We start from the raw sequence: 23,375 nt of genomic DNA, 5'->3' as shown, positions 1-23,375 counted from the left end.
CCTATTAATGCATCATGCGTCGTACTGCATAAATTTCAGGAACACGTTTAATGCGTTCTACTACTTTTTTCAAGTGTTGTAAGTTACGAATCGAGATCGACATATTAATCGTTGCCATCTTATTACGATCACTTCTACCAGAAACAGCTGAAATGTATGTTTTCGTCTCTGTAACAGCTTGCAATACTTCATTTAATAAACCACGGCGATCATAGCCTGAAATTTCGATATCAACGTTGTATTCAATTTCTTTTTCAGGGCTACCTTCCCACTCTACTTCTAATAAGCGCTCTACAGCTTCTTCTGTATGAATATTTACACAATCACGACGGTGAATCGATACGCCCCGACCTTTCGTAATATACCCAACGATATCATCACCTGGAACTGGGTTACAGCATTTTGACAAACGAATTAATAAATTGTCAGCACCACTTACCTTTACACCAGAATCCCATTTTCGAATTTTCATCGGTTTACGAACTTCTTTAACTTCAACAATTTCTTCTTCTTCACGCTGCTTACGGAACTTGTCCGTTAGTCGCGTAACAATTTGCGACGCTGTAATTCCGCTATATCCAACTGCTGCAAACATATCTTCTTCATTTGCAAAATTAAACTTCTCAGCAACACGTTTTAAATTGTCAGGAGCTAACACTTCTTTCATCTCATACTCTAGACCACGTACTTCTTTTTCAACAAGTTCACGGCCTTTTTCAATATTTTCGTCTCTACGCTGTTTCTTAAAGAATTGACGTATTTTATTTTTCGCATGAGATGTTTGAGCAAGTTTCACCCAATCTTGGCTTGGGCCATACGAATGTTTCGATGTTAAAATTTCAATGATGTCACCCGTTTTTAATTTATAATCAAGGGTCACCATTTTCCCATTTACTTTTGCACCAATTGTTTTATTCCCGATTTCTGAATGGACACGATAAGAAAAGTCAATTGGAACAGATCCAAGTGGTAATTCCATTACATCGCCTTTCGGTGTGAAGACGAATACCATGTCAGAGAATAAATCAATTTTTAATGACTCCATAAATTCTTCTGCATTAGAAGCTTCATTTTGCCATTCTAATATTTGACGGAACCAAGTTAGTTTCTTCTCTAATGTACCTGTTGTTTCTGCGGTCTTTCCTTCTTTATACGCCCAATGTGCCGCGATACCGAATTCTGCAATTTCGTGCATTTCTTTCGTACGAATTTGCACTTCTAGCGGATCACCTTTCGGTCCAATTACCGTCGTATGAAGAGATTGGTATAGATTTGCTTTCGGCATTGCAATATAATCTTTGAAACGACCTGGCATTGGCTTCCAGCAAGTATGAATAATTCCAAGCACCGCGTAACAATCTTTAATACTATTTACAACGACACGTACAGCTAGTAAATCGTAAATTTCATTAAACTGTTTATTTTGCAATGCCATTTTACGATAAATACTGTAAATATGTTTTGGTCTTCCAGAAATCTCAGGTTGAATGGAAACTTCTTTTAATTTCTCACGAATACCAGTCATTACTTCATCTAAATATTCTTCACGCTCTGCACGTTTACGCTTCATTAAATTTACAATACGATAATATTGTTGCGGATTTAAGTAGCGAAGTGACGTATCCTCTAACTCCCATTTAATAGTACTAATTCCGAGTCTATGTGCTAAAGGTGCAAAGATTTCTAACGTTTCATTCGCAATGCGACGCTGCTTCTCTTGAGGCAAATGTTTCAATGTACGCATGTTATGAAGACGATCAGCTAGTTTAATTAAAATAACTCTAATATCTTGAGCCATTGCGATAAACATTTTGCGATGGTTTTCTGCTTGTTGCTGCTCATGAGATTTATATTTAATCTTTCCGAGCTTTGTAACACCATCGACAAGCATAGCGATTTCTTTATTAAATTCTCGTTCAATATCTTCTAATGTAATCTCTGTATCTTCCACTACATCATGCAAGAAACCTGCCGATACTGTAGCTGGATCCATGTGTAAATCAACTAAAATACCTGCAACTTGAATTGGGTGAATAATATATGGTTCACCCGATTTTCTATATTGTTCGCTATGTGCATCGCGTGCATATTCATAAGCACGTGCCACTAGCTCAATATCTTCATCCGCTAAATATTGACTTGCTTTCTCGAGTACCTGTTCAGCTGTTAGTACTTGCTCATTTGCCATCGAATCACCTTTTATTGAAAATTGACTTTGTATTTATTAAATAGAATAAATTATATTCTATCATTATAACCCAATGATTGTGAATTGTGAAAAGGAAAAGATTTTACTGACATTTCACCTTATTTTTTTGTTCAATTATACAAAAGTACCCGCTCCTCTCCAAGAGATTCACGGGTACTTTTTATCACCGTAGTTTTACCTATATAGTGATTAGTATTTTTCTAATACTAATACATCGTAACCATCTAACATTTTACGACCATCTAAGTAAGTAAGCTCTACTAAGAATGCAATCCCTGCTACAACTCCGCCAAGTTCTTCAACTAGCTTAATTGTTGCTTCAATTGTTCCACCTGTAGCTAATAGATCATCAGTAATTAATACGCGTTGACCTGGTTTAATTGCATCTTTATGGATTGTTAAAACATCTGTACCATATTCTTTGCCGTAGTCAACTGTAATTACTTCACGTGGTAATTTTCCTAATTTACGAACTGGCGCAAATCCTACTTCTAATGCATAAGAAACTGGGCAACCGATAATAAAACCACGAGCTTCTGGTCCTACTACAACATCGATATCTCTTTCTTTTGCATACTCAACGATTGCATCTGTTGCTGCTTTGTATGCTTTACCGTCGTTCATTAAAGGTGTAATGTCTTTAAACACAATACCTTCTTTCGGATAATCCGGTACAATTGCGATATGTTGCTTGAAATCCATATTTCTGAATCCTCCTCAGATATAAAAGGTTTGTAAATACAAATCCTTTACCTTAACTGTTCTACTTATTTATGATTACGAATCGTTTCAAACCATGTATATAGTTGCTGATATGTGCTATAAACCAATTCTTTTTCTAATTGTAAGTGGTTCATTTTCTCACGATATGTGTTCGATTCAATTAAATCACGCTTTTGTTTTTGTTCGGCCATAAAAATGACACCGTCTTTTATTGTAACAAATTCTAACTCAAAAAACACCTGTGTCATGAAATTTACTGTATCTTTTGACCAACCTTTATGGCGACATAGTTGTTCCCCATATTGTCTTAAAGAAAATGGTGATTTTTGGTTTAAGAAAGAATAGTACCATTTAAAATGTTCCCTCGTTGGGACTGTACTAAATAGATGATTGTTCTCTTGATAAAATAACGTATAGATTCTAGATGGGAATCCTACTTTAAATAAATCACGCAATTCATCTGTTCCTTTTGGCAAATCGAGTAACACGATGTATTGATCATCTAAATGAGTTACCTCTGATGCATGCACAAGATGTTCTTTATAGTCTTCTAAAGAAAACTTATTCAATACCTCTTCAGAAAAATACACCATTGTTATTTTTTCTTTCGGAAGTTCTGCTAAATTTGCTTCCACATTACGCATACTACGCCAATCAAATAATTGCCATGCCTCTACAGCAATATCTTGTACCATTAATTGTGGCTTCTTAAAATTATTCCATTCATTAATGGATGCCTCTCCTATTACAGATACCTTAGCAACTGGAGAAATTTCTTTTGCATACGCACCAAATCCGAATCCAATTGTATCCAGTGTTGCCTGTCCGTCACGAAGTGCCATTTTTAAATGTGAACCATCTGATCCGATTGCACGAATACTTTCTAATTCAGCATTTTTCACTGCAAGACGTGGTTTCGGATTTCCAACACCAAATGGCGCTAACTTTTGCATATCCTCAATTGCTGCAAGCGTTACATCTTCCACTTTACAAAATGTATCAACTGCTGTGATTGGAATAAAATCCGCTTCTGTTAAAATTGCATCCGCTTGCGCATTTAAGCGGCGACGTAACTCATCTACATCATTCATATGTAGCGTCATTCCCGCGGCCATCGGATGCCCTCCGAAGTGCGGTAATAACTCTCTACAATCCGACAAGTTTGCAAACAAATCAAATCCCGCGATACTACGTGCTGAACCCTTTGCTGTTTCTTTGACAGGATCAATGCTTAATACAATTGTTGGACGATAAAAACGTTCAACTAATTTAGAAGCGACAATTCCAATTACACCTGGATTCCAGCCTTCTTTTGCAAGCACTAACACTTTATTTTCTTCTGGCGGGAATTTATTTTCCACTTCAGCGATAGCCTCTTCTGTAATTTGCTTTACAATATCTTTTCGAAGTTTGTTCAGCTCATCAATTTCTTCAGCCAGTTCTTTCGCTTCCTCTGGGTCATCTGATAATAATAGGTGTACAGCCGGCGTAGCATCTTCTAAACGCCCAACTGCATTAATACGCGGTGCGATTGAGAATCCAATGCTTTCTTCTGTAATTTCACTTTGCGAAACGTTAGCAACTTTAAACAATGCCTTTAAACCAATATTTTTCGTCATTCGCATATGTTTTAAACCGCGCTTCACTAGCAATCTATTTTCGCCATGAAGTGATACTAAATCGGCTACCGTACCGATTACTGCAATTTCTAATAAATGTTCTGGTACACGACCTAATAATGCATGTGCAACTTTAAACGCAACACCTACACCGGCTAAATAATGAAACGGATACACACCGCCATCTAGTTTTGGATGAATAATCGCGAGTGCTTCTGGTAATTCTGGCGGTGGCTCATGGTGATCCGTAATAATAAGATCTATTCCAAGTTCCTTCGCTACCTTCGCTTCATGTACCGCTGCGATACCAGTATCGACAGTAATAATAAGTGAGAACCCTGCACTATGCGCCCAACGAAACGCCTCTTCGTTCGGTCCATAACCTTCTGTAAAACGGTTTGGAATATAAAATTCTACCTCTGCACCTAATTCTTGCAGAGCAAGATATAAAACCGTTGTACTACTTACTCCGTCCGCATCATAATCACCAAATATTAATATTTGCTCTCCATTTTGAATCGCCTTATTTACACGTTCTACCGTTCTATCCATTCCTTCTAATAAAAACGGATCGTGAAATTCTTGATTTTCTGTATTTAAAAAATCTAAAATCTTATCTTCTGTATCTAATCCTCTACCGAGGAATAACGAAATGACAAGTGGTGATAGTTGTAACTTTTTTGCTAATTCACTCACTCGCTCTTCATTATATTCTTTTTCTTTCCAACGCGTCTTCGGTTGTAACACGAAATCACCCCTTAACCTGTTTATTATACAAGACAGATTAAGGGGTGACAATATAATGCAAACTACGATGCAATATCTATATACTAAAATGTTAATGATATTTAATTTGGAGAATACGGATTTATATGTACAAACACATTTTGTACATTATCTTGTTTCATAAGCATTTCTTTCACATGTTTTCCAATGCGGTGTCCTTCTTCTACAGTAATGTATGGATCTACAGAAACTTTAATATCGACAATAACATAGTGACCATGTTCTCTCGCATATAAAGAACCGATTTTTTTCACACCATTTACTTGCAGGACAGCTTCTCTAAGCGGAATAACATCTTCCTCATGAAGTACATGATCAAGCGTTGCATGAATCGCTTCCGCCCCAATACTCCACGCCATCTTTGCAACAAGGAGTGAAACAAATAACCCCGCAACCGGATCCGCATATACAAGCCAATCTAAACCTAGCTTACCACCGATAATAGCTGCACAAATACCGATTAAAGCTGCAATTGAAGAAAATACATCCGAACGGTGCTCATATGCATTTGCAATAATTGCATCACTATTTACCCTCTTCCCTAATCGGAATTTATATTGAAACATTCCTTCTTTCACGACAATCGAAAGAATAACAGCAAAAATCGTAATTCCTTTCGGTGGTTCTAGTTCTTGCGAAAAAGCTTTTATAGACGAAATCGCTATCTCGATGCCCACAATAAATAATAATACTGCAACAATAATTGCTGAAATCGATTCTGCTTTACCATGACCGTACGGGTGATCTTCATCTGGTGGTTGCTTTGCTGCTCGCAATCCAAAAAGTACAGCTAGCGAACCAATTACATCTGATGCAGAATGCACAGCATCCGCTAATAGTGCTTTACTGTTCCCGATATAACCAATTACCGCCTTTACAATCGCTAATATAATATTACCAACGATTCCGACAATAGCACCAAACTCGGCCTGTTTAAAACGTTCATCTTTTTCCATAATTAAAATCCCTTCTTTTCTTAACCTATCTTGTTATCCCGATTTATTGTATCAAAAACAACGATAACATCACCACTTTCTTCCATCTTTCTTCTGTAAAAAGTTGCTATCTTATTGTATCCACAAACGAAAAAAGAGATGCCTCCTAATGAGGCATCACCTTTTTATACTTGTGGTTCAGATACTTCTTTCTCAACCTTCTTCTTGTTTTTGCCCTTTTTCAAACGACGGTTTTCAAGCATTAACCAAATTTGAGAAGCAACGAAAATAGAAGAGTACGTACCTACAACTAATCCAATTAATAACGCAAGTGAGAAGTTACGCAGTGATTCACTACCGAAAATAAGTAGTGCAATTACTGGGAACAACACTGTTAAAACAGTATTAATTGAACGACCAATTGTTTGACGAATACTTGAGTTTACGATTTCTTCTAAATCTTTTAAATCACGAACTCGTTTTTTCTGTTTGTATAATTCACGGTTTCTATCAAACGTAACGATTGAGTCATTGATAGAGTAACCAATAATGGTTAATACCGCAGCGATAAACGTTAAGTCTACCTCTATTCGGAAAAGACTAAATACAACAATCATAACGAAGGCATCATGTAATAATGCGATTACTGCAGATACTGCGTACGTAAGACGGAAACGAATACTTACGTATAAAACGATTACTGCAGAAGCAATCAATACTGCGATAAATGCATTTCGTGCAATCTCTTTACCGATTGTCGGTGAAACTGTACTTACATTCGGATCTGTACCGTATTTATCGTGGAAGAATGTTTTCGTTTTCGCAATTTCATCTTTTGATAGAACACCTAATGTACGAACTGCGAAACCTTTATTGTCATCTCCAGTCGGTACAATATTTTCTTCCTTCACATCGATTTTCAATTCTTTAAAATCTTTATGAACATCAGCAACAGTAACTGCTTGTTTTGATTGCAAGTCGATACGTGTACCACTTGCAAAGTCAATACCAAGATTCATTTTGAAAATCGGTAATATAATTGCCCCAGCAATTACGACTACAATTGAGAATAAGAAGAATTTATGACCGATATTTACGAAGTTAATACGATCAAATCTCGTTGGCGGATGTACTACACCTTTTGTTAATGGAATAATATCCTTTTCCTTAACACCAAAATAAGATGGTTTTTTATCGAAGTAACGGCTCTTTACAAGTAAACCTAGTAAGAAACGAGTACCGAATACGTTCGTAATGAAACCGACTAAAATACTAACAATTAAACTTGTTGCGAAACCTTTTACAGAACTATTACCGTAAGCAAATAATACACCGGCTGCTGCAATTGTTGTAATGTTCGCATCTAAAATTGTCGCTAATGAACGATGGTTACCAGCACGAAATGCTGACATCATTGACTTACCAATTTTCAGCTCTTCCTTTAACCTCTCGTACGTAATGATATTCGCATCAACTGCGATACCTACCCCGAGCACTAATGCCGCAATACCTGGCAACGTAAGAACCGCATGCATCCAGTTAAAGACAAGTAATGTAACGAAAATGTATAAACCTAACATAATAACCGCTACAAGCCCTGGTAAACGGTAGAATACAAGCATAAATAAGAAGATAATAGCAATACCGATTGCACTAGCGAAAATCGTTTGCTCTAATGCTTGTTGACCAAATTTCGCTCCAACAGATGTTGAATACATTTCTTTTAAATCAACAGGAAGTGCACCTGCATTTAATAAAGATGAAAGTTCTTTCGCACTTTCAACTGTAAAGTTTCCACCTACGATAGATACTTCAGCTTGGTTAAACACTTGGCTTACTGTTGCTGCTGATAAAAACTTCGGATTCGGTTTTGCAGATTCTGCTTTATACGAATCTTTTCCTTCTTCAAAATCAAGCCATATTACCATTAAATTCGTTGGTGGTGGCATCTTTGAAATTTTTTCAGTTACTGCACGGAATTTTTCAGCGCTTTTTAATGTAAGACCTACGCTCGCACGGCCTTGCTCATCAAAAGTTTGCTTCGCTCCGCCGCCTTTTAAATCCGTACCATCCATAAGAAGATTGTCATCCACATCACGGAATGTTAATTTCGCTTGTGTTGATAACATTTCACGTGCTTTTTGCTGATCTTGTACACCAGCAAGCTGTACACGAATTCGATTTTCTCCTTCAATTTGGATGTTCGGCTCACTTACACCGAGAACATTGACACGATTTTCAAGAGCACCTACTGTACTTACAAGTGCCTCTCGGTCAATTTTATCGCCTTTTTTGGCTGGTTTTACTTCATACAGAACTTCAAAACCACCGCGAAGGTCTAGTCCTAGACTAATTCCTTTTGCTATGTCTTTTCCTGCCGCACCAATTACGCCACCGATTAATAAAACGATGAGGAAAAAGGCGGCAATTCTCGTACCACGCTTTGCCATATGTACCCTCTTTCTGCTACTAACACTTTCAATAAATCTCTTACGATTCACTGCTATACGTGTGCATACACCTAGTTAGTAGACTTCCTTTCTATAAAATACATTTGTTTTTTGCTAGTTCATTACTAGCTGTGTCGGTAAACCTTACGCAATACCTACACTTTCATTATTTATTTTTCTTCTTCACTACCTCCTTTACATATAATCTTAGACATCGTTATTTCCTCTTTATCAATACCTATCATTATACTGCAAAAGGAAGAACAAACCAATTGCAGTCAGTTATTTATTTTCATACTCATCAAATGACCAAAGTGGTGCTTGGTATGCTTCAACAGTTAAATATGTCATATATTCATTAGGTGTTATTCTTAATACATCGTTCACTAATTCATACAACCTAACATTACTGTCTATCTTTTTCCACTTTTTCACTTTAAGGAACTTCCAAATGTCATCATCTGTCACTCGGTCATAACCGAACATTTGAAACTCCTCTACTTTACTAACTAAAACGACTTGTAACTGTCCGCGGTATGATTCTACCAAATCTTCTTTTTCTAACATACGTAACATCTCCTTATAATTTCAGCACGAAAAGTCGCTTTTATTCCCGCTCTAATGGACAGCAATAACTACTTTCAAGAGCACTATCATACTTCACTCTCTTAAATGCTTGTCATTCTTGTCTCGTACGTGCATATAAATTATTGTAAATCATTCCACTGATTTTGAGAAGGTAGGAGAAGACCATGACGAGACAAAGCTTTTTAAAAGGCGCATTTATTTTAATGATTGCCGGCTTTATTACCAAAATTCTTGGATTTATTAACCGGATTGTAATGGCACGTATACTAGGAGAAGAAGGCGTTGGCCTTTATATGATGGCCGTTCCTACATTCATTTTAGCAATTACATTAACACAAATCGGTCTTCCTGTCGCAATCGCAAAATTTGTAGCAGAAGCGGAAGCGGTGAACGATAAACAAAAAATAAAAAAAATATTAACCGTATCACTAGCTGTCACTTCCTTTATTAGCATCATTTTAACAATTGGCATTATGCTCCTCACACCTATTTTAGCGAAAACATTATTAACCGATGAAAGAACGTACTATCCATTAATGGCCATTTTACCTGTCGTTCCTGTTATTGCTGTTTCTTCTGTTTTACGCGGTTATTTCCAAGGGAAACAAAATATGAAACCTAGCGCTTATGCTCAAGTAATCGAACAAGTTGTCCGCATTACAATTATCGCTGTATGTATTCAAATATTTTTACCTTATGGCGTAGAATATGCTGCAGCCGGCGCTATGTTATCAGCCGTTCTCGGCGAAGTTGCATCCTTATTATTCTTACTCACTTTATTCCAACGTGAAAAACACTTATCTATACGCTCTAGATTTTTCACTACCGTAAAGGAGAGCAAAGGTACATTTTATTCTCTTATGGATATCGCCCTTCCAACTACAGGAAGTCGTTTAATCGGTTCTGTTTCTTATTTTTTTGAACCTATCGTCGTTATGCAAAGTTTAGCGATTGCCGGAGTTGCCGCTTCTGTCGCAACCCAGCAATACGGTATATTAAACGGTTATGCATTCCCGCTCCTATCACTACCCGCCTTCATTACATACGCTCTTTCTACAGCGCTCGTTCCTTCAATTAGTGAAGCAATGGCAAAAAGGCAACATAAATTAGTGGAGCACCGTTTACAACAAGCACTTCGAATTTCATTAATTACTGGTGGGTGGTCTGTCGTTATATTATACGTATTCGCTTCCCCTGTTTTAACTCTTATGTACGGATCAGACAGCGCAACAGCATTCATTCAGCTACTTGCACCTTGCTTTTTATTTCATTATTTTCAAAGTCCACTTACATCTGTATTGCAAGCTTTAAATTTAGCACGCGCTGCTATGATGAACACATTTATTGGCGCCATCGTGAAATTAATCGTTATTTTTGTACTAGCTTCAAAGCCAGAATTTCAAATGATGGGGGTTGCTCTCGCTATTGCAGCAAATATAGTAACAGTAACATTCCTTCACTACGCTACCGTTTTAAAAAAGATTACATTTACCATTTACGCAAAAGACTATATTTTCGGCGGACTTGCCATCGGTATTGCAGGTGCCTTCGGTTTTTACCTTCATAAGTATATTATTTTCTCTCATTCTCTTGGTATACAAACATTATGGGAAATCACTTTAACAACAATGGTTTATGTCGTTCTCCTCTTCATCTTTAAACTAATTCGAAAAGAGGAGTTAAGTCGCCTCCCTATCATTCGTAAACTTTCATTTTTGAAATAAAGTAAAACTTTCATTAGCGAGACTTTTCCGGGCTTACTATTTAAAATGGTAAGCTTTTAGTTTTCTTTCAAATCAACAAAAAATTGTCCATTTTGAAAACTACAGTATAAAATTTGTGTTATATCGTTATAACCTAAGTTTTTTAGTTTTTCAATGAGCCATTCGTCTGTATGTTCAATCATTTGCAAATGATTAGATTGAATTTCTCCATCAATAATTAATGGCAGAGTAAAAATAGGCGTATCATTTTTACTCTTTTTACTTTTTTGTTTTTGAAAAACGGATAACTTCCCTGATGGTTCCAAAATAGCGTATTCCACATCCCGCACGTCTCCGACCCCTTGCTCCCTTAATTGCATCATTAAATCATCTATGTTATAGCGCTGTTTTCTCATCTTTTTTTCATCAATTTTTCCCGCATTTATAAGAATAGCAGGCTCCCCTTCTATTAAATGCCGAAATCGTTGAAACTTCAAAGAAATAACCGACAAAATGATTTGTATGCACATAAGGAAAGTCATCGGAACTAATTGATGCCAAAGTGATTTATCTGTATTTTCAATCGCTACTACAGCCATTTCACCAAGCATAATGAATACGACTAAATCTAATACACTTAGCTCTCCAATTTCACGTTTACCCATAAGACGGAAAATAATTAAGATAATGATATACAAAAGCATCGTCCGGCCAATTATCGATACCCATTCCATTTCTACATCTCCTTTTTTACTTATAGATTCCCCTATAGAAAAGAAAATAGTCTAACTTAAGCAAAAGAGAAATATGCTTGTATTAAAAAGGGGGAATGCATAAATGGATGGAACTAAAAAATTATCAACTGCAATTGGTTTCGGTATTATTACCCTACTAATTCTCGCATCTATTACTAGCATGGTTATGGCTCTATTATTAAAGTTTACGAACATGAATGAAAGTACATTAACCGTCACTATTTTGATACTAGCTCTTTTATCTATGCTTATGTCTGGGTTTATTGCTGGTAAAAAAGCACAAGGGAAAGGTTGGCTAGTAGGTTTTACAACAGGACTCACATTCGCCATACTCGTTTTTCTAGTTAACTATTTAGGCTTCTCTCAAACTTTATCGAACTCACAGTTACTTTACCAATTGGCATTAATGGGCGCGAGTACACTCGGTGGTATTTTCGGTGTAAATATGTCAAAGCAAAATAATTAAAAAAAGGCCCTGCACATTTCATGCAGGGCCTTCCTCATTAGTTTTTCACAACTTCACGAATCGCATTGCGATCGAAAGTTAAGTGTGCACCACCAGATTTAACAACGATTTTCGTTTCATCTACTGATTCGATTGTACCGTGTAAGCCACCAATTGTTATGATAGCATCACCTTTTGCTAATTCGTTTTGCATTTGAGCAACTGCTTTTTGACGCTTTTGTTGCGGGCGAATTAATAAGAAATAGAAAATCGCAAACATCGCAACGATCATAACGATATTCATCATACCTGCATTCATCTTTTGTTCCTCCTTTTAAATTATGTATTAGAAGTTTTTAGCATTCGGTTTATTAAAGCCATACTGTTCAAAGAACTCTTCGCGGAAATCACCAAGACGGTCTTCACGAATAGCTTGTCTCACCTGCTCCATTAAGTTTAACAGAAAATGAAGGTTGTGATAAGACGTTAAACGAATTCCGAACGTTTCATCACATTTCATTAAGTGACGAATGTACGCACGAGAGTAATTTTTACATGTGTAGCAATCACAATTAGGATCAAGTGGACCGAAGTCTCTTGCGAATTTCGCATTTTTTACAACTAGACGGCCTTCACTTGTCATACATGTACCATTTCGAGCGATACGAGTTGGAAGTACGCAGTCAAACATATCAACGCCGCGAATTGCCCCATCAATTAACGAGTCAGGAGAACCTACTCCCATTAAGTAACGTGGCTTATCATCTGGAAGAAGTGGTGTTGTAAACTCAAGCACACGATTCATAATATCCTTCGGTTCACCAACAGATAAACCACCTATAGCATAACCAGGGAAGTCCATTGAAACAAGGTCTTTTGCACTTTGGCGACGAAGCTCTTCAAACTCTCCGCCCTGTACGATACCGAATAAACCTTGATCTTGTGGACGTTCATGCGCTTTTAAGCAACGTTCTGCCCAGCGGCTTGTACGTTCTACAGATTTCTTCATATATTCAAAAGTAGCTGGGAACGGTGGACACTCATCAAATGCCATCATAATATCTGAACCTAATGCATTTTGGATTTCCATCGCTTTTTCTGGTGATAAGAATAATTTATCTCCATTTAAGTGGTTACGGAAGTGAACGCCTTCCTCTTCAATACGGCGGAAGTCACTTAAACTGAATACTTGGAAACCACCAGAATCCGTTAAGATCGCACGGTCCCAGTTCATAAATTTATGCAAACCACCTGCTTCACGAACAATTTCGTGACCTGGACGTAGCCATAAATGATACGTATTACTTAAAATAATGCCAGAATCCATTGCTTTTAATTCTTCTGGTGACATTGTCTTAACTGTTGCAAGTGTACCAACTGGCATGAATGTTGGTGTATCAAATGAACCGTGCGGCGTGTGTACACGACCTAAACGCGCACCCGTTTGTTTACAAGTTTTAATAAATTCATAACGAATTGCTGTCATAATTTACTCCTTTTATTTGTTTCTCATTTTAGCGTGAGATGCAACGAACATTGCGTCACCGAAGCTAAAGAAACGATATTTTTCTTTTACTGCTTCATTATAAGCATGAAGTACATTATCTCTATTTGAAAATGCACTTACAAGCATAATTAATGTTGATTTCGGCAAATGGAAGTTTGTAATTAAACCATCAATTGCTTTAAATTCATATCCTGGGTACATAAAAATATCTGTCCAACCAGAAGCTGCGCAAAGCTTACCACTATGATCGGTCGCAATCGTTTCTAACGTACGAGTTGATGTCGTACCTACAGTAATAATACGTCCACCATTCTCTTTCACACGATTTAATAATGCCGCTGTCTCTTCAGACATATGGTAATATTCTGCGTGCATATGATGCTCTTCAATCGTATCTGCAGAAACTGGTCTAAATGTTCCAAGCCCTACGTGAAGTGTAATAAATGCTAACTGAACGCCTTTTTTCTTTAACTTCTCAAGTAACTCTTCTGTAAAGTGAAGTCCCGCTGTCGGCGCTGCTGCTGAACCGATTTCTTTCGCATATACTGTTTGATAGCGATCGCGATCTTCCAGTGTCTCTTTAATATATGGAGGAAGTGGCATTTCCCCAAGTTCATCTAAAATTTCATAGAAGATGCCGTCATATGAAAATTCAAGCTGACGCCCACCTTGATCTGCAGTCCCTGTGCAAGTTGCTTTTAATTTCCCTTCACCAAAAGAAATTACAGTTCCTTCTTTTACACGTTTCGCTGGCTTAACAAGCGTTTCCCACTTATCGCCTTCCTCTTGTTTCAAAAGAAGCACTTCAATGTGCGCGCCTGTATCTTCTTTCTCACCGTGCAAGCGAGCAGGCATAACTTTCGTTTCATTTAAAACTAAGCAATCCCCCTCATGTAAGTAAGAAAGAATGTCCGTAAAATGTTTATGCTCAATATCACCAGTTTCACGGTCTAACACCATTAATCTTGATGTTTCACGATCCTCTAACGGGACTTGTGCAATAAGTTCTTCTGGTAAATGAAAATCAAACAGATTAATATCCATAACTGTATCCACCTATTTCTTATTTGAATCGATTTATTATATACATAATAAAAGATAATGCAATACTTAACACAATACATGTAATGATAGGAAAATAAAAGGTAACGTTACCTTTTTTCACAAAAATATCGCCTGGAAGCCTTCCAATGAACTTCCAAGCTAAGCCAACAACAATGAGTAAGATACCTGCTGTTATAAGCAATTTCGGTATCTCCGTCATACTTTTGGCATCTCCATTCCGAAATGTTCATACGCAAGTGGCGTTACGATTCGGCCTCTTGGCGTTCGTTGTAAAAAGCCAATTTGTAATAAATACGGCTCATACACATCTTCAATTGTATGAGATTCTTCTCCAATCGTTGCCGAAACTGTCTCTAACCCAACTGGGCCACCACGGAATTTCTCAATTATACCGAGCAATAATTTATGATCAATATGATCGAGTCCTAATTTATCTACCTGCAGTAGTTCTAATGCCATTTGTGTAATTTCCATTGCAATTGTTCCGTCGCTGCGAACTTGTGCGAAGTCACGTACACGTCGTAATAAACGATTCGCAATACGAGGTGTACCACGGGCACGTCTTGCAATTTCTAGTGCGGCTAACGAATCAATTTCCACTTCGAATACTTCCGCTGTACGTTCAACAATCGCAGAAAGCTGATCCACTGTATAATACTCTAATCTTGAAAGTACACCGAAACGGTCACGGAGCGGCGCTGATAATGCTCCGGCACGTGTTGTCGCTCCAACTAATGTAAATGGAGGTAAATCTAAACGTACAGACCGTGCTGACGGTCCTTTTCCAATTACGATATCAAGGCAAAAATCTTCCATCGCAGGATATAGTACTTCTTCAATTGATCTATGCAAACGATGAATTTCATCAATAAACAATACATCTCCAGGCTGAAGTGCTGTTAATACCGCTGCTAAATCTCCTGGTCTTTCAATTGCGGGACCTGACGTCGTTCGAATGTTAACACCCATTTCATTGGCAATAATATTCGCAAGCGTCGTTTTACCAAGTCCAGGTGGTCCATATAAAAGTACGTGATCTAACGTTTCTTCACGCATTTTCGCCGCTTCAATAAACACTTCTAAATTATGTTTCGCTTTATCTTGGCCAATATACTGACGGAGCGTCTGTGGCCGTAATGAATACTCTAAATCCGCATCTTCGTATCCAGATTCCCCTGAAAGGAGACGTTCGTCCATTATACTCACCTCTTACCATTTAGTAAAAGACTAAGTGCCTTTTTAATATATTGATCCGTCGTTAATGATTCTTTTAATAACTCTGGTACAACACGAGAAACTTCCCGTTCTGCATAACCAAGTGCACGCAGTGCTTCCAGTGCTTCATCAAGTTCAACTGAGGAACCTTTCTTCTCATCAAAACTTTCAACATCTGAGAACAAATCAACAAATGCATCTGGTACAACATCTGCTAGTTTTCCTTTTAAATCTAAAATCATTTGGCGCGCTGTTTTCTTTCCGACGCCCGGGAATTTCACTAAAAACTTCTCATCTTCATGTTCAATCGCTTGAACGACCTGTCCTGTTTGACCAGAAGCTAAAATCGCAAGAGCGCCTTTTGGCCCAATGCCAGACACACCTAACAATTTTGTAAATAATAAACGCTCTTCACGTGTTTTAAACCCGTAAAGTGCCATAATATCTTCTCTCACATAATGATATGTATAGACACGGATTTCTTGCTTACTTCTTTGAAATACATACGGATTTGGTGTGAAAATTTGGTACCCAATTCCATTATGGTCAATTACGACATATTCCGGTCCTACATACTCCACGTAACCTGTAACATATTCAAACAAAATACGATCTCTCCCTCTTAAATCATGTATTCCATTTTAACATATTTAATGATAGAAAAGCGAGACTACCCCAACAAATGTTCTCTGTTTAAAACTTCTGTTATTTTCCATTGACAGAAAGGATAAAGCACCTTAATATACAGGAGTCGATAATGATTATCAATACTAATTAAAGGGGTTACATCAGGATGAAACGTAAGTTATTTATTTTATTAACTATTATGCTAGTCGTTCTTTCTATCGTTGGCTGTTCTTCTCAAAAAGAAGCGTCAAAAGCAAAAGAACAACCGAAAACAAAAGTTGTGAAACACGCTAAAGGGGAAGCTACAATTCCAGTAAATCCAAAGAGAATTGTTGACTTATCTGGATCAACAGAAGAGTTATTACTTCTTGGACACAAACCTGTTGGTACAGCAAATACATATAAAGATAAAATCCAAAATCACTTAACAGACAAGCTAGATGGCGTAAAAGCAGTTGGCTGGTACTGGGCACCTAAAGTTGATTTAGAAGCTGTTACAGCTTTAAAACCGGACTTAATTATTTTAAATAATCGTCAATTAAAAATTTATGATCAATTAGAAAAGGTTGCACCGACTGTTGTTCTAGAAACAAACTTAGAAGACTGGCGCGGTAAGTTTAAAGAAGTAGGTAAACTATTTGATGAAGAAAAGAAAGCTGACAAATGGATTGCCGACTACGATAAAAAAGCAGACTCTTTATCTAAAAAAATTAAAGAAAAAACAAAAGACGAAAACTTTATGTTTGTCGCAGTTACACCACAAAACTTCCGTGTATACGGTAGCTTCGGATACGGTGACATCATCTTTAACGACTTAAAACTTCCAGCAACAAAAGGTACAGATTTAAAACAAACGATGGCGCAAGTATCATTAGAAGGGCTTGTTGCATTCCAACCTGATCAAATGTTTATTGTAAACTTCGGCGGCGAGGCTGATAAAGTGTACGAAGACTATAAAAATAGTGCTGTTTGGAAAGACAATAAAGCAGTAAAAAACAATCACGTATATGAAGTATCGAATGAAATCTTCAATACGAAAGCATTCAATCCAATCGGAAAAGATATGCTAATTGATGAAATCGCAAAAGAAATTTTAGCTAAAAACAAGTAAGAAAAAGCAGCTCACCATGAGCTGCTTTTTTTCTTATTTTGCACTGCATATTGCCTCATTTTTTCAATCGTCTTCACAAAACTTTCTTTTGATTTTATACGAATACCACGTTTCAATTTCGCACGCTCATAACTCTCAAGTTTTTTCATATCAATTTGAAAGAAAGAATGAATCGCATTATCGCTTTTTGGTACACCCTTGAAAATTTGTAATATCCCTTCCTCTGAAACACCAAAATAGCCGCTCGTCTTCAATAACGGAGAAATATCGTCCACTTTCTTTTGCAATACAATTTGTACATCATCACGATCAACGAGTTGCCATTCTTTATATTGCTGTAAAAACTTTTCTAAATCCGCTACTTTTTCTGTAAATATTTCTTCACTTACTTCTCCATCAACATACATACGCTCTAATAAAATTGTAACTTCAGGTTCTTTTTCTGTTACTTCTGGTACTGGTCCTTCCGCCCTCACACTCGTTTCATAGGCTAAACAAAACATCATCACGAAAGCTTGCACTGCAATCAGTATCCATTTCATTTCCGTTCACCTCTTTTAGGCAAAATCAAACTTTCATTAGTAGTTTTGCCGAAAGTGGAGGTTTTATCCATATAAACAACCACATTACATTTCTCTCAAAAATAAAAAATGCAGATAAGGTTTTATCCTTATCTGCATTAGCATTTGTTTTTATATAAAATGAAAGACGCCTGCAAGCAGGCGTCTTGATGCGTTTACGGCGAGAAACCAGGCGACCACATTCGCGTGTTTAGCACTTAAGCATATCTCTCGTCTTACGTAAATTAGCTCATCGCTTTGCTAATATAACATTAATAACGTATAAGTGCAACATGTTTATAAAAATATTTTATTTTCTCTTTCACCCAAACGAACTTTATGTAAATTATAAATTGATAAATGTAATTTATATGTTTCAATTGATGTGACAGCGAAATCATAATAAACAGGAGATGGATATTGTGAAAAAAATAAAGGATGAACGTCTCATTCTGAAAACATTAAAAAACATACGTATTGCCTTTCTTTTTCAATCGCTTGGTATAATTGGCATTTTAGGCTATATCGGATTCACTGAAGGAATGGATCAAATTACGAAATCTCCATTATGGTTATTATTTATCCTTACAAGTATCGTACTTAGTTATTTACAGTTAAGTGTTTCAATCGATGTAGAAGAAGGCGAAGAAGAAATAAAATTAACTCCTTATTACAAACTTGTCTTACGCTCTCTTATTGTAGCAACTATCATAGTTATTATTTATATCATTTTCAGTCCAGAAAGACCTCTGTTTGAAGCACTTCTAGCTGGTAGTATTTTCTTCATATGCTTTTTAGTTTCTTATTCCGTTAGTTATTTTATTAAAAAACGTCGTTTACAAGATAACGATGAATAAAGAGGAAGGGCAATCCCTTCCTCTTTTGTTTTGCTATCGCACTGTACCAGTTAAACCGTAACGAATGTCTCGGAACATATTCACTATGTCACGATTAAAATCGTTTGTAACTGTACCGTTACGTAGACGCGTACTCATTGCATCGACACGAGTAAACATATCATTTCTTACAGAAACATATACGTTTCTGTTTCCAACTTCATTTGAAACCGCTTGACGAATTTCGTTCGCCATCGCCGTTTCATTTGTCGCTGTGTTACGTGGTTTTACTGCAATCGCTACGTCGTTTCCATATACAACCGTAGACACGCGGTCTACGTTATTCATACGTTTCACACGATTTGTAATTCTTTCTGCAGTTTTACCATCATTGTTAATGTATGAATTGTTCATTGTAATATTACGAGTTGGATGCGGATTAGCAATTTGCCCGTTGTAATTTACATCACGGTAATAATTATTATATCCTGTATCGTTACGACCGTTTCTATATGTTACATAATCTGTATAACGATCGTTACGCGCTACATTATCACGATACTGATGTGTATCATTATAAGATGTACGCTCGTAATTGTAGTTACGTCCATCCATCGCATTGTTATCTTTTGGTGTACCACATGCAGCTAATGCACTGGTAACTAACAAAGAAGCAGCAATCACTTTTACTTTCGTATTCAATACAAAAACCCCCTCTGTTAGAATGAACTTCTCTTCTGAAAAGCTCCCTCTTATGATGAGTAACAGAGAAGGTTTTTACACTGTTAATATTTCACTGGGAATTTTCTAACACTTGATGTAAATCTTCCGTTTTCAAAACAATTCTACATACAAAAAAGGTGGGAATAATCCCACCTTTTTTTAAACTTCTTCATCCTCTTCTTCTGCGACTGGCTCTCCAAATACATTTGGTGGATCTGGTTGATAATACATCGTCCCTGGCTGTGGTGCATATGCAGACTGCGTTGGTTGATAATATAAAGGATTAGCGTATTGTGGTCCCCCAGGCTGCGGACTATATAACCTACTCTCTCCTCCGCATCCACAATCTTCCTCACCTTGTATGAGTGGCGGCATATTATTATCCATTGGCATCATATTTGGATTTGGCATAGACGTATACTGTGGTCCAAAAGGTGCCCCTTGCTGATATGGCATATTGTAATATGGGTTTTGTTGTTGATAATATGGATTCGGCGGCATCATCGGCTGTTGATACGGCATTTGATATGGCATCATATTCGGTGGTTGATTGTTATCCATTATTGGCATCATATTTGGCATTTGATTGTTATCCATGATCGGCATCATATTTGGCATTTGGTTATTATCCATGATCGGCATCATATTCGGCATTTGATTGTTATCCATAATCGGCATCATATTCGGCATTTGATTGTTATCCATAATCGGCATCATATTCGGCATTTGGTTATTATCCATAATCGGCATCATATTTGGCATTTGATTGTTATCCATAATCGGCATCATATTTGGCATTTGATTGTTATCCATAATCGGCATCATATTTGGCATTTGGTTATTATCCATAATCGGCATCATATTTGGCATTTGGTTATTATCCATAATCGGCATCATATTCGGCATTTGATTGTTATCCATAATCGGCATTATGTTTGGTGGTTGGTTGTTATCCATTATTGGCATTATGTTTGGTGGTTGGTTGTTATCCATTATTGGCATTATGTTTGGTGGTTGATTGTTATCCAACATTGGCATTATGTTTGGTGGTTGATTGTTATCCAACATTGGCATTATATTTGGTACTTGAATATTTGGCGGTATGACTTGTGGGATAACTACATTTTCTTTCGATACATTTGGTGATACTATGCTTCCTACATTTTCTTTCTTTACTTGCGGTGACACTATATTCCCTACATTTTCTTTCTTCACTTGCGGCGATACTATATTCCCTACATTTTCTTTCTTTACTTGCGGCGATACTATGTTTCCTACATTTTCTTTCTTCACTTGCGGTGACACTATGTTTCCTACATTTTCTTTCTTCACTTGCGGCGATACTATATTCCCTACATTTTCTTTCTTCACTTGCGGCGATACTATATTCCCTACATTTTCTTTCTTCACTTGCGGCGATACTATGTTTCCTACATTTTCTTTCTTTACTTGCGGTGATACTATATTATCCTTTTTCGTTTGCGGAGAAATGACGTTGTTAGGTTTCATTTTCGTAATTTGCGGAGCAATTAACTCGCTTCCTTTTTTAATTACATCTGAAATTTTATATTCTTTTTTCGTTTTTATTGGCGGTTGCGGCGGCTGTGGTAATACATTTATCGAAAACTTCGTATTTTCTTTTTCCGCCGGTTTTTGTTTTTCTATAACAGGTGGTTTTTGAATAACAGACGGTTTTTCAACTGGTTTTTCTTTTTGAATTGGCTGTTCTTTTTGCACTTCTTTTTGTGGTTTCACCTGTACTTCTTTTTGCGGCTTCACTTGCATTTCCTTTTGTGGTTTTATCTGTACTTCTTTTTGCGGTTTTACTTGCACTTCTTTTTGTGTTTGTTGCATAGCGGGCTGCTGGGTAATTGGTGCCGATTGATACGTAACTTCTTCCTCATCTTCTATTCCAAGCGGCGTTGGTGTTGCTGCAAATTCTTTTTGTTGCACTTCTTTTACGTATTGCTTTGGAGGTGCTGATCCTGCTCCAGCTTGCTGTTTCACGTTGACGCCGTTTGATGGTACTTTAATTTTCATACCTGGCATGATTAAATCTGGATTACTAAGCTGTGTATTTGTTTTTTTCAGCGTGTCAAAATCCACTCCGTACTTTTTCGCAATTTTCCAAAGGGTATCCCCTTTTTGCACGATATGAATTTTCAAATTTTCCCCCTCCTGTATAACTTATCTATAAGTAACAAATCTCATGAAGTAACCCTTTCTAAATAACATTAACTTCTTTTCACTTTTATCACTTCTTCTATTTTCAATATAGTTGGAAGTGGAATAGGCATAAAAACCACAATGATTTCTTCAAAACAATGTATGCCCATTTCGCTCTCGTTATGATTATATGTATGAAAAAAAGCAACGGTATTCCCGTTGCTTTAAACACGCTCTAACATACGATTTAATGCGAGAACTGCTTCTTTCGTTACTTGTTTGTCTACGCTAATAACGTTAATCTCTTCTCCGCCTTCTACCGTTTCAAGCACCCATAGTAAGTGAGGGAGGTCAATTCGATTCATCGTTAAGCACGGACACATAAATGGATTAAGTGAAACAATTTCTTTATCTGGATGTTGCTGAATAATTCGGTTCACTAAATTCATTTCTGTACCAATTGCCCATTTACTTCCAACTGGAGCTGATTCAATCATATCAATAATGTATTTCGTTGAACCTGCATAGTCGGAAGCGGCTACAACTTCATAGCAACATTCTGGATGTACAATAATATTCATATCCGGATGATTTTCCCGCACACTTTCAATATTTTTCACTGTAAAGTTTTGATGAACTGAACAATGTCCTTTCCATAAAATCACTTGGATTTCTTCTATGTTTCCATCGTATTCTAATGAATCTGTATGTGGATCCCATACCGCCATTTTATCTAACGGGATACCTAAATCGTACGCTGTATTTCTTCCTAAATGTTGGTCTGGTAAAAAGACAAGACGCTCTTTTTGTGTAAACGCCCAAGAAACCATTTGTTTTGCATTTGAAGAAGTTACTGTCGCTCCACCATTACGACCGCAAAATGCTTTAATTGCAGCTGTAGAATTTACATACGTTAACGGAATCATCGTATCTCCAAATAACTTCGTGAGCTCTTTCCACGCTCTTTCTGTTTGTTCAATATCTGCCATGTCCGCCATTGAACAACCTGCGCGCATATCTGGTAAGATGACAACTTGTTCATCTGTCGTTAACATATCTGCTGTTTCTGCCATAAAGTGCACACCACAAAACACAATGTATTTTGCTTCTTTATTACTCGCTGCAACTTGCGCAAGCTGAAGTGAGTCCCCTGCTGCATCAGAAAATTGTACAACTTCATCCTTTTGATAATGATGCCCTGGAATAAATAACGTTTTCCCCATTTTTTCTTTAATTTCACGAACACGCTTTTCCATATTTTCCGTTGACATTGTGTAATAACGCTCTGGTAACATCGTTTCAATTGGCTGTACTTTTTCTAAAATACTCATATACCTTTCTCCCCCTCTAAG

At 37.0% G+C, this 23,375-nt stretch carries 20 protein-coding genes and 1 pseudogene; 4 read left to right on the top strand and 17 right to left on the bottom strand.

Annotated features, from left to right (window positions below):
- Positions 1-4: 4 nt before the first annotated feature.
- The 6 genes from relA to ACS2MN_RS18205 all read right to left on the bottom strand — a co-directional run bounded on the left by relA (position 5) and on the right by ACS2MN_RS18205 (position 9,289).
- Positions 5-2,188: a GTP diphosphokinase gene (gene relA / locus ACS2MN_RS18230; protein WP_001262799.1), complete on the bottom strand. Its 2,184-nt coding sequence runs from the start codon at positions 2,186-2,188 to the stop codon at positions 5-7.
- A gap of 210 nt (positions 2,189-2,398) precedes the next feature.
- Positions 2,399-2,911 (bottom strand): adenine phosphoribosyltransferase, encoded by a 513-nt coding sequence (locus ACS2MN_RS18225; RefSeq protein WP_000346217.1) that lies wholly within the window; start codon positions 2,909-2,911, stop codon positions 2,399-2,401.
- Positions 2,912-2,976: 65 nt separating this feature from the next.
- Positions 2,977-5,298 (bottom strand): single-stranded-DNA-specific exonuclease RecJ, encoded by a 2,322-nt coding sequence (gene recJ, locus ACS2MN_RS18220; protein WP_000941246.1) that lies wholly within the window; start codon positions 5,296-5,298, stop codon positions 2,977-2,979.
- 101 nt (positions 5,299-5,399) lie between these two features.
- Positions 5,400-6,293: a cation diffusion facilitator family transporter gene (locus ACS2MN_RS18215; protein WP_000409731.1), complete on the bottom strand. Its 894-nt coding sequence runs from the start codon at positions 6,291-6,293 to the stop codon at positions 5,400-5,402.
- Between the two features lie 164 nt (positions 6,294-6,457).
- Entirely contained in the window at positions 6,458-8,722 is a 2,265-nt protein-coding gene (secDF, locus tag ACS2MN_RS18210; protein WP_001119093.1) for a protein translocase subunit SecDF, read from the bottom strand.
- A 282-nt stretch (positions 8,723-9,004) separates the two neighbouring features.
- Positions 9,005-9,289, bottom strand: a complete 285-nt coding sequence (locus tag ACS2MN_RS18205; RefSeq protein WP_000890217.1) for a post-transcriptional regulator — start codon at positions 9,287-9,289, stop codon at positions 9,005-9,007.
- Positions 9,290-9,474: 185 nt separating this feature from the next.
- Between ACS2MN_RS18205 and spoVB the strand changes: the two genes are divergently transcribed.
- Positions 9,475-11,034, top strand: coding sequence for a stage V sporulation protein B (spoVB, locus tag ACS2MN_RS18200; RefSeq protein ID WP_098806462.1), 1,560 nt, complete (start codon positions 9,475-9,477; stop codon positions 11,032-11,034).
- Between the two features lie 56 nt (positions 11,035-11,090).
- Here spoVB and ACS2MN_RS18195 read toward each other — a convergent pair whose 3' ends face one another.
- Positions 11,091-11,747 (bottom strand): DUF421 domain-containing protein, encoded by a 657-nt coding sequence (locus ACS2MN_RS18195; protein WP_000455378.1) that lies wholly within the window; start codon positions 11,745-11,747, stop codon positions 11,091-11,093.
- 103 nt (positions 11,748-11,850) lie between these two features.
- Here ACS2MN_RS18195 and ACS2MN_RS18190 point away from each other — a divergent pair, with 103 nt between their 5' ends.
- Positions 11,851-12,234 carry a TIGR04086 family membrane protein gene (locus ACS2MN_RS18190; protein WP_000349137.1) on the top strand — a complete coding sequence of 128 codons (384 nt, stop codon included), beginning with the start codon at positions 11,851-11,853 and terminating at the stop codon, positions 12,232-12,234.
- A gap of 37 nt (positions 12,235-12,271) precedes the next feature.
- Here the strand turns inward: ACS2MN_RS18190 and yajC are convergent, their stop codons facing one another.
- Genes yajC through ruvA form a run of 6 tightly spaced genes read right to left on the bottom strand, consistent with a single transcriptional unit; the run spans position 12,272 to position 16,605 of the window.
- A complete protein-coding gene (gene yajC, locus ACS2MN_RS18185; protein ID WP_000991114.1) occupies positions 12,272-12,532 on the bottom strand; it encodes a preprotein translocase subunit YajC in 261 nt (86 codons plus the stop codon).
- Positions 12,533-12,559: 27 nt separating this feature from the next.
- Complete coding sequence (tgt, locus tag ACS2MN_RS18180) at positions 12,560-13,699, bottom strand: tRNA guanosine(34) transglycosylase Tgt (RefSeq protein ID WP_000125368.1); 1,140 nt, start codon at positions 13,697-13,699, stop codon at positions 12,560-12,562.
- A 12-nt stretch (positions 13,700-13,711) separates the two neighbouring features.
- Positions 13,712-14,764, bottom strand: coding sequence for a tRNA preQ1(34) S-adenosylmethionine ribosyltransferase-isomerase QueA (gene queA, locus ACS2MN_RS18175; protein WP_098806460.1), 1,053 nt, complete (start codon positions 14,762-14,764; stop codon positions 13,712-13,714).
- Between the two features lie 19 nt (positions 14,765-14,783).
- A complete protein-coding gene (locus ACS2MN_RS18170) occupies positions 14,784-14,984 on the bottom strand; it encodes a DUF2905 domain-containing protein (RefSeq protein ID WP_000136158.1) in 201 nt (66 codons plus the stop codon).
- Positions 14,981-15,982 carry a Holliday junction branch migration DNA helicase RuvB gene (gene ruvB / locus ACS2MN_RS18165; protein WP_000344470.1) on the bottom strand — a complete coding sequence of 334 codons (1,002 nt, stop codon included), beginning with the start codon at positions 15,980-15,982 and terminating at the stop codon, positions 14,981-14,983. Before ruvB ends, ACS2MN_RS18170 begins: the two co-directional genes overlap by 4 nt.
- A 5-nt stretch (positions 15,983-15,987) precedes the next feature.
- Complete coding sequence (gene ruvA / locus ACS2MN_RS18160) at positions 15,988-16,605, bottom strand: Holliday junction DNA helicase RuvA (protein ID WP_000464514.1); 618 nt, start codon at positions 16,603-16,605, stop codon at positions 15,988-15,990.
- A 188-nt stretch (positions 16,606-16,793) separates the two neighbouring features.
- Between ruvA and ACS2MN_RS18155 the strand changes: the two genes are divergently transcribed.
- Positions 16,794-17,738 (top strand): iron-hydroxamate ABC transporter substrate-binding protein, encoded by a 945-nt coding sequence (locus ACS2MN_RS18155; protein WP_000823617.1) that lies wholly within the window; start codon positions 16,794-16,796, stop codon positions 17,736-17,738.
- A gap of 11 nt (positions 17,739-17,749) precedes the next feature.
- Here ACS2MN_RS18155 and ACS2MN_RS18150 read toward each other — a convergent pair whose 3' ends face one another.
- Entirely contained in the window at positions 17,750-18,280 is a 531-nt protein-coding gene (locus ACS2MN_RS18150) for a BofC C-terminal domain-containing protein (protein ID WP_098806459.1), read from the bottom strand.
- A gap of 431 nt (positions 18,281-18,711) precedes the next feature.
- On the opposite strand from ACS2MN_RS18150, the gene ACS2MN_RS18145 reads away from it, so the two are divergent.
- Entirely contained in the window at positions 18,712-19,155 is a 444-nt protein-coding gene (locus ACS2MN_RS18145; RefSeq protein WP_098806457.1) for a branched-chain amino acid ABC transporter substrate-binding protein, read from the top strand.
- Positions 19,156-19,188: 33 nt separating this feature from the next.
- On the opposite strand, the gene ACS2MN_RS18140 is transcribed toward ACS2MN_RS18145, so the two are convergent.
- The 3 genes and pseudogenes from ACS2MN_RS18140 to nadA all read right to left on the bottom strand — a co-directional run bounded on the left by ACS2MN_RS18140 (position 19,189) and on the right by nadA (position 23,354).
- The gene (locus ACS2MN_RS18140; RefSeq protein WP_001093526.1) at positions 19,189-19,836 is read right to left on the bottom strand and encodes a YhcN/YlaJ family sporulation lipoprotein; all 648 of its coding nucleotides are present in this window, start codon (positions 19,834-19,836) and stop codon (positions 19,189-19,191) included.
- Positions 19,837-21,860: 2,024 nt separating this feature from the next.
- Positions 21,861-22,023 (bottom strand): annotated as a pseudogene (gene safA, locus ACS2MN_RS18135) (SafA/ExsA family spore coat assembly protein); the annotation flags it as partial.
- 224 nt (positions 22,024-22,247) lie between these two features.
- Positions 22,248-23,354 (bottom strand): quinolinate synthase NadA, encoded by a 1,107-nt coding sequence (nadA, locus tag ACS2MN_RS18130; protein ID WP_000025318.1) that lies wholly within the window; start codon positions 23,352-23,354, stop codon positions 22,248-22,250.
- Positions 23,355-23,375: the final 21 nt, after the last annotated feature.

It is taken from the genome of Bacillus cereus group sp. BceL062 (genome assembly GCF_051780025.1).
Taxonomy (GTDB): Bacteria; Bacillota; Bacilli; order Bacillales; family Bacillaceae_G; genus Bacillus_A; species Bacillus_A toyonensis.
Note: the sequence above shows the minus strand (reverse complement) of the source record. Positions and strands in the feature narration are given on the sequence as shown.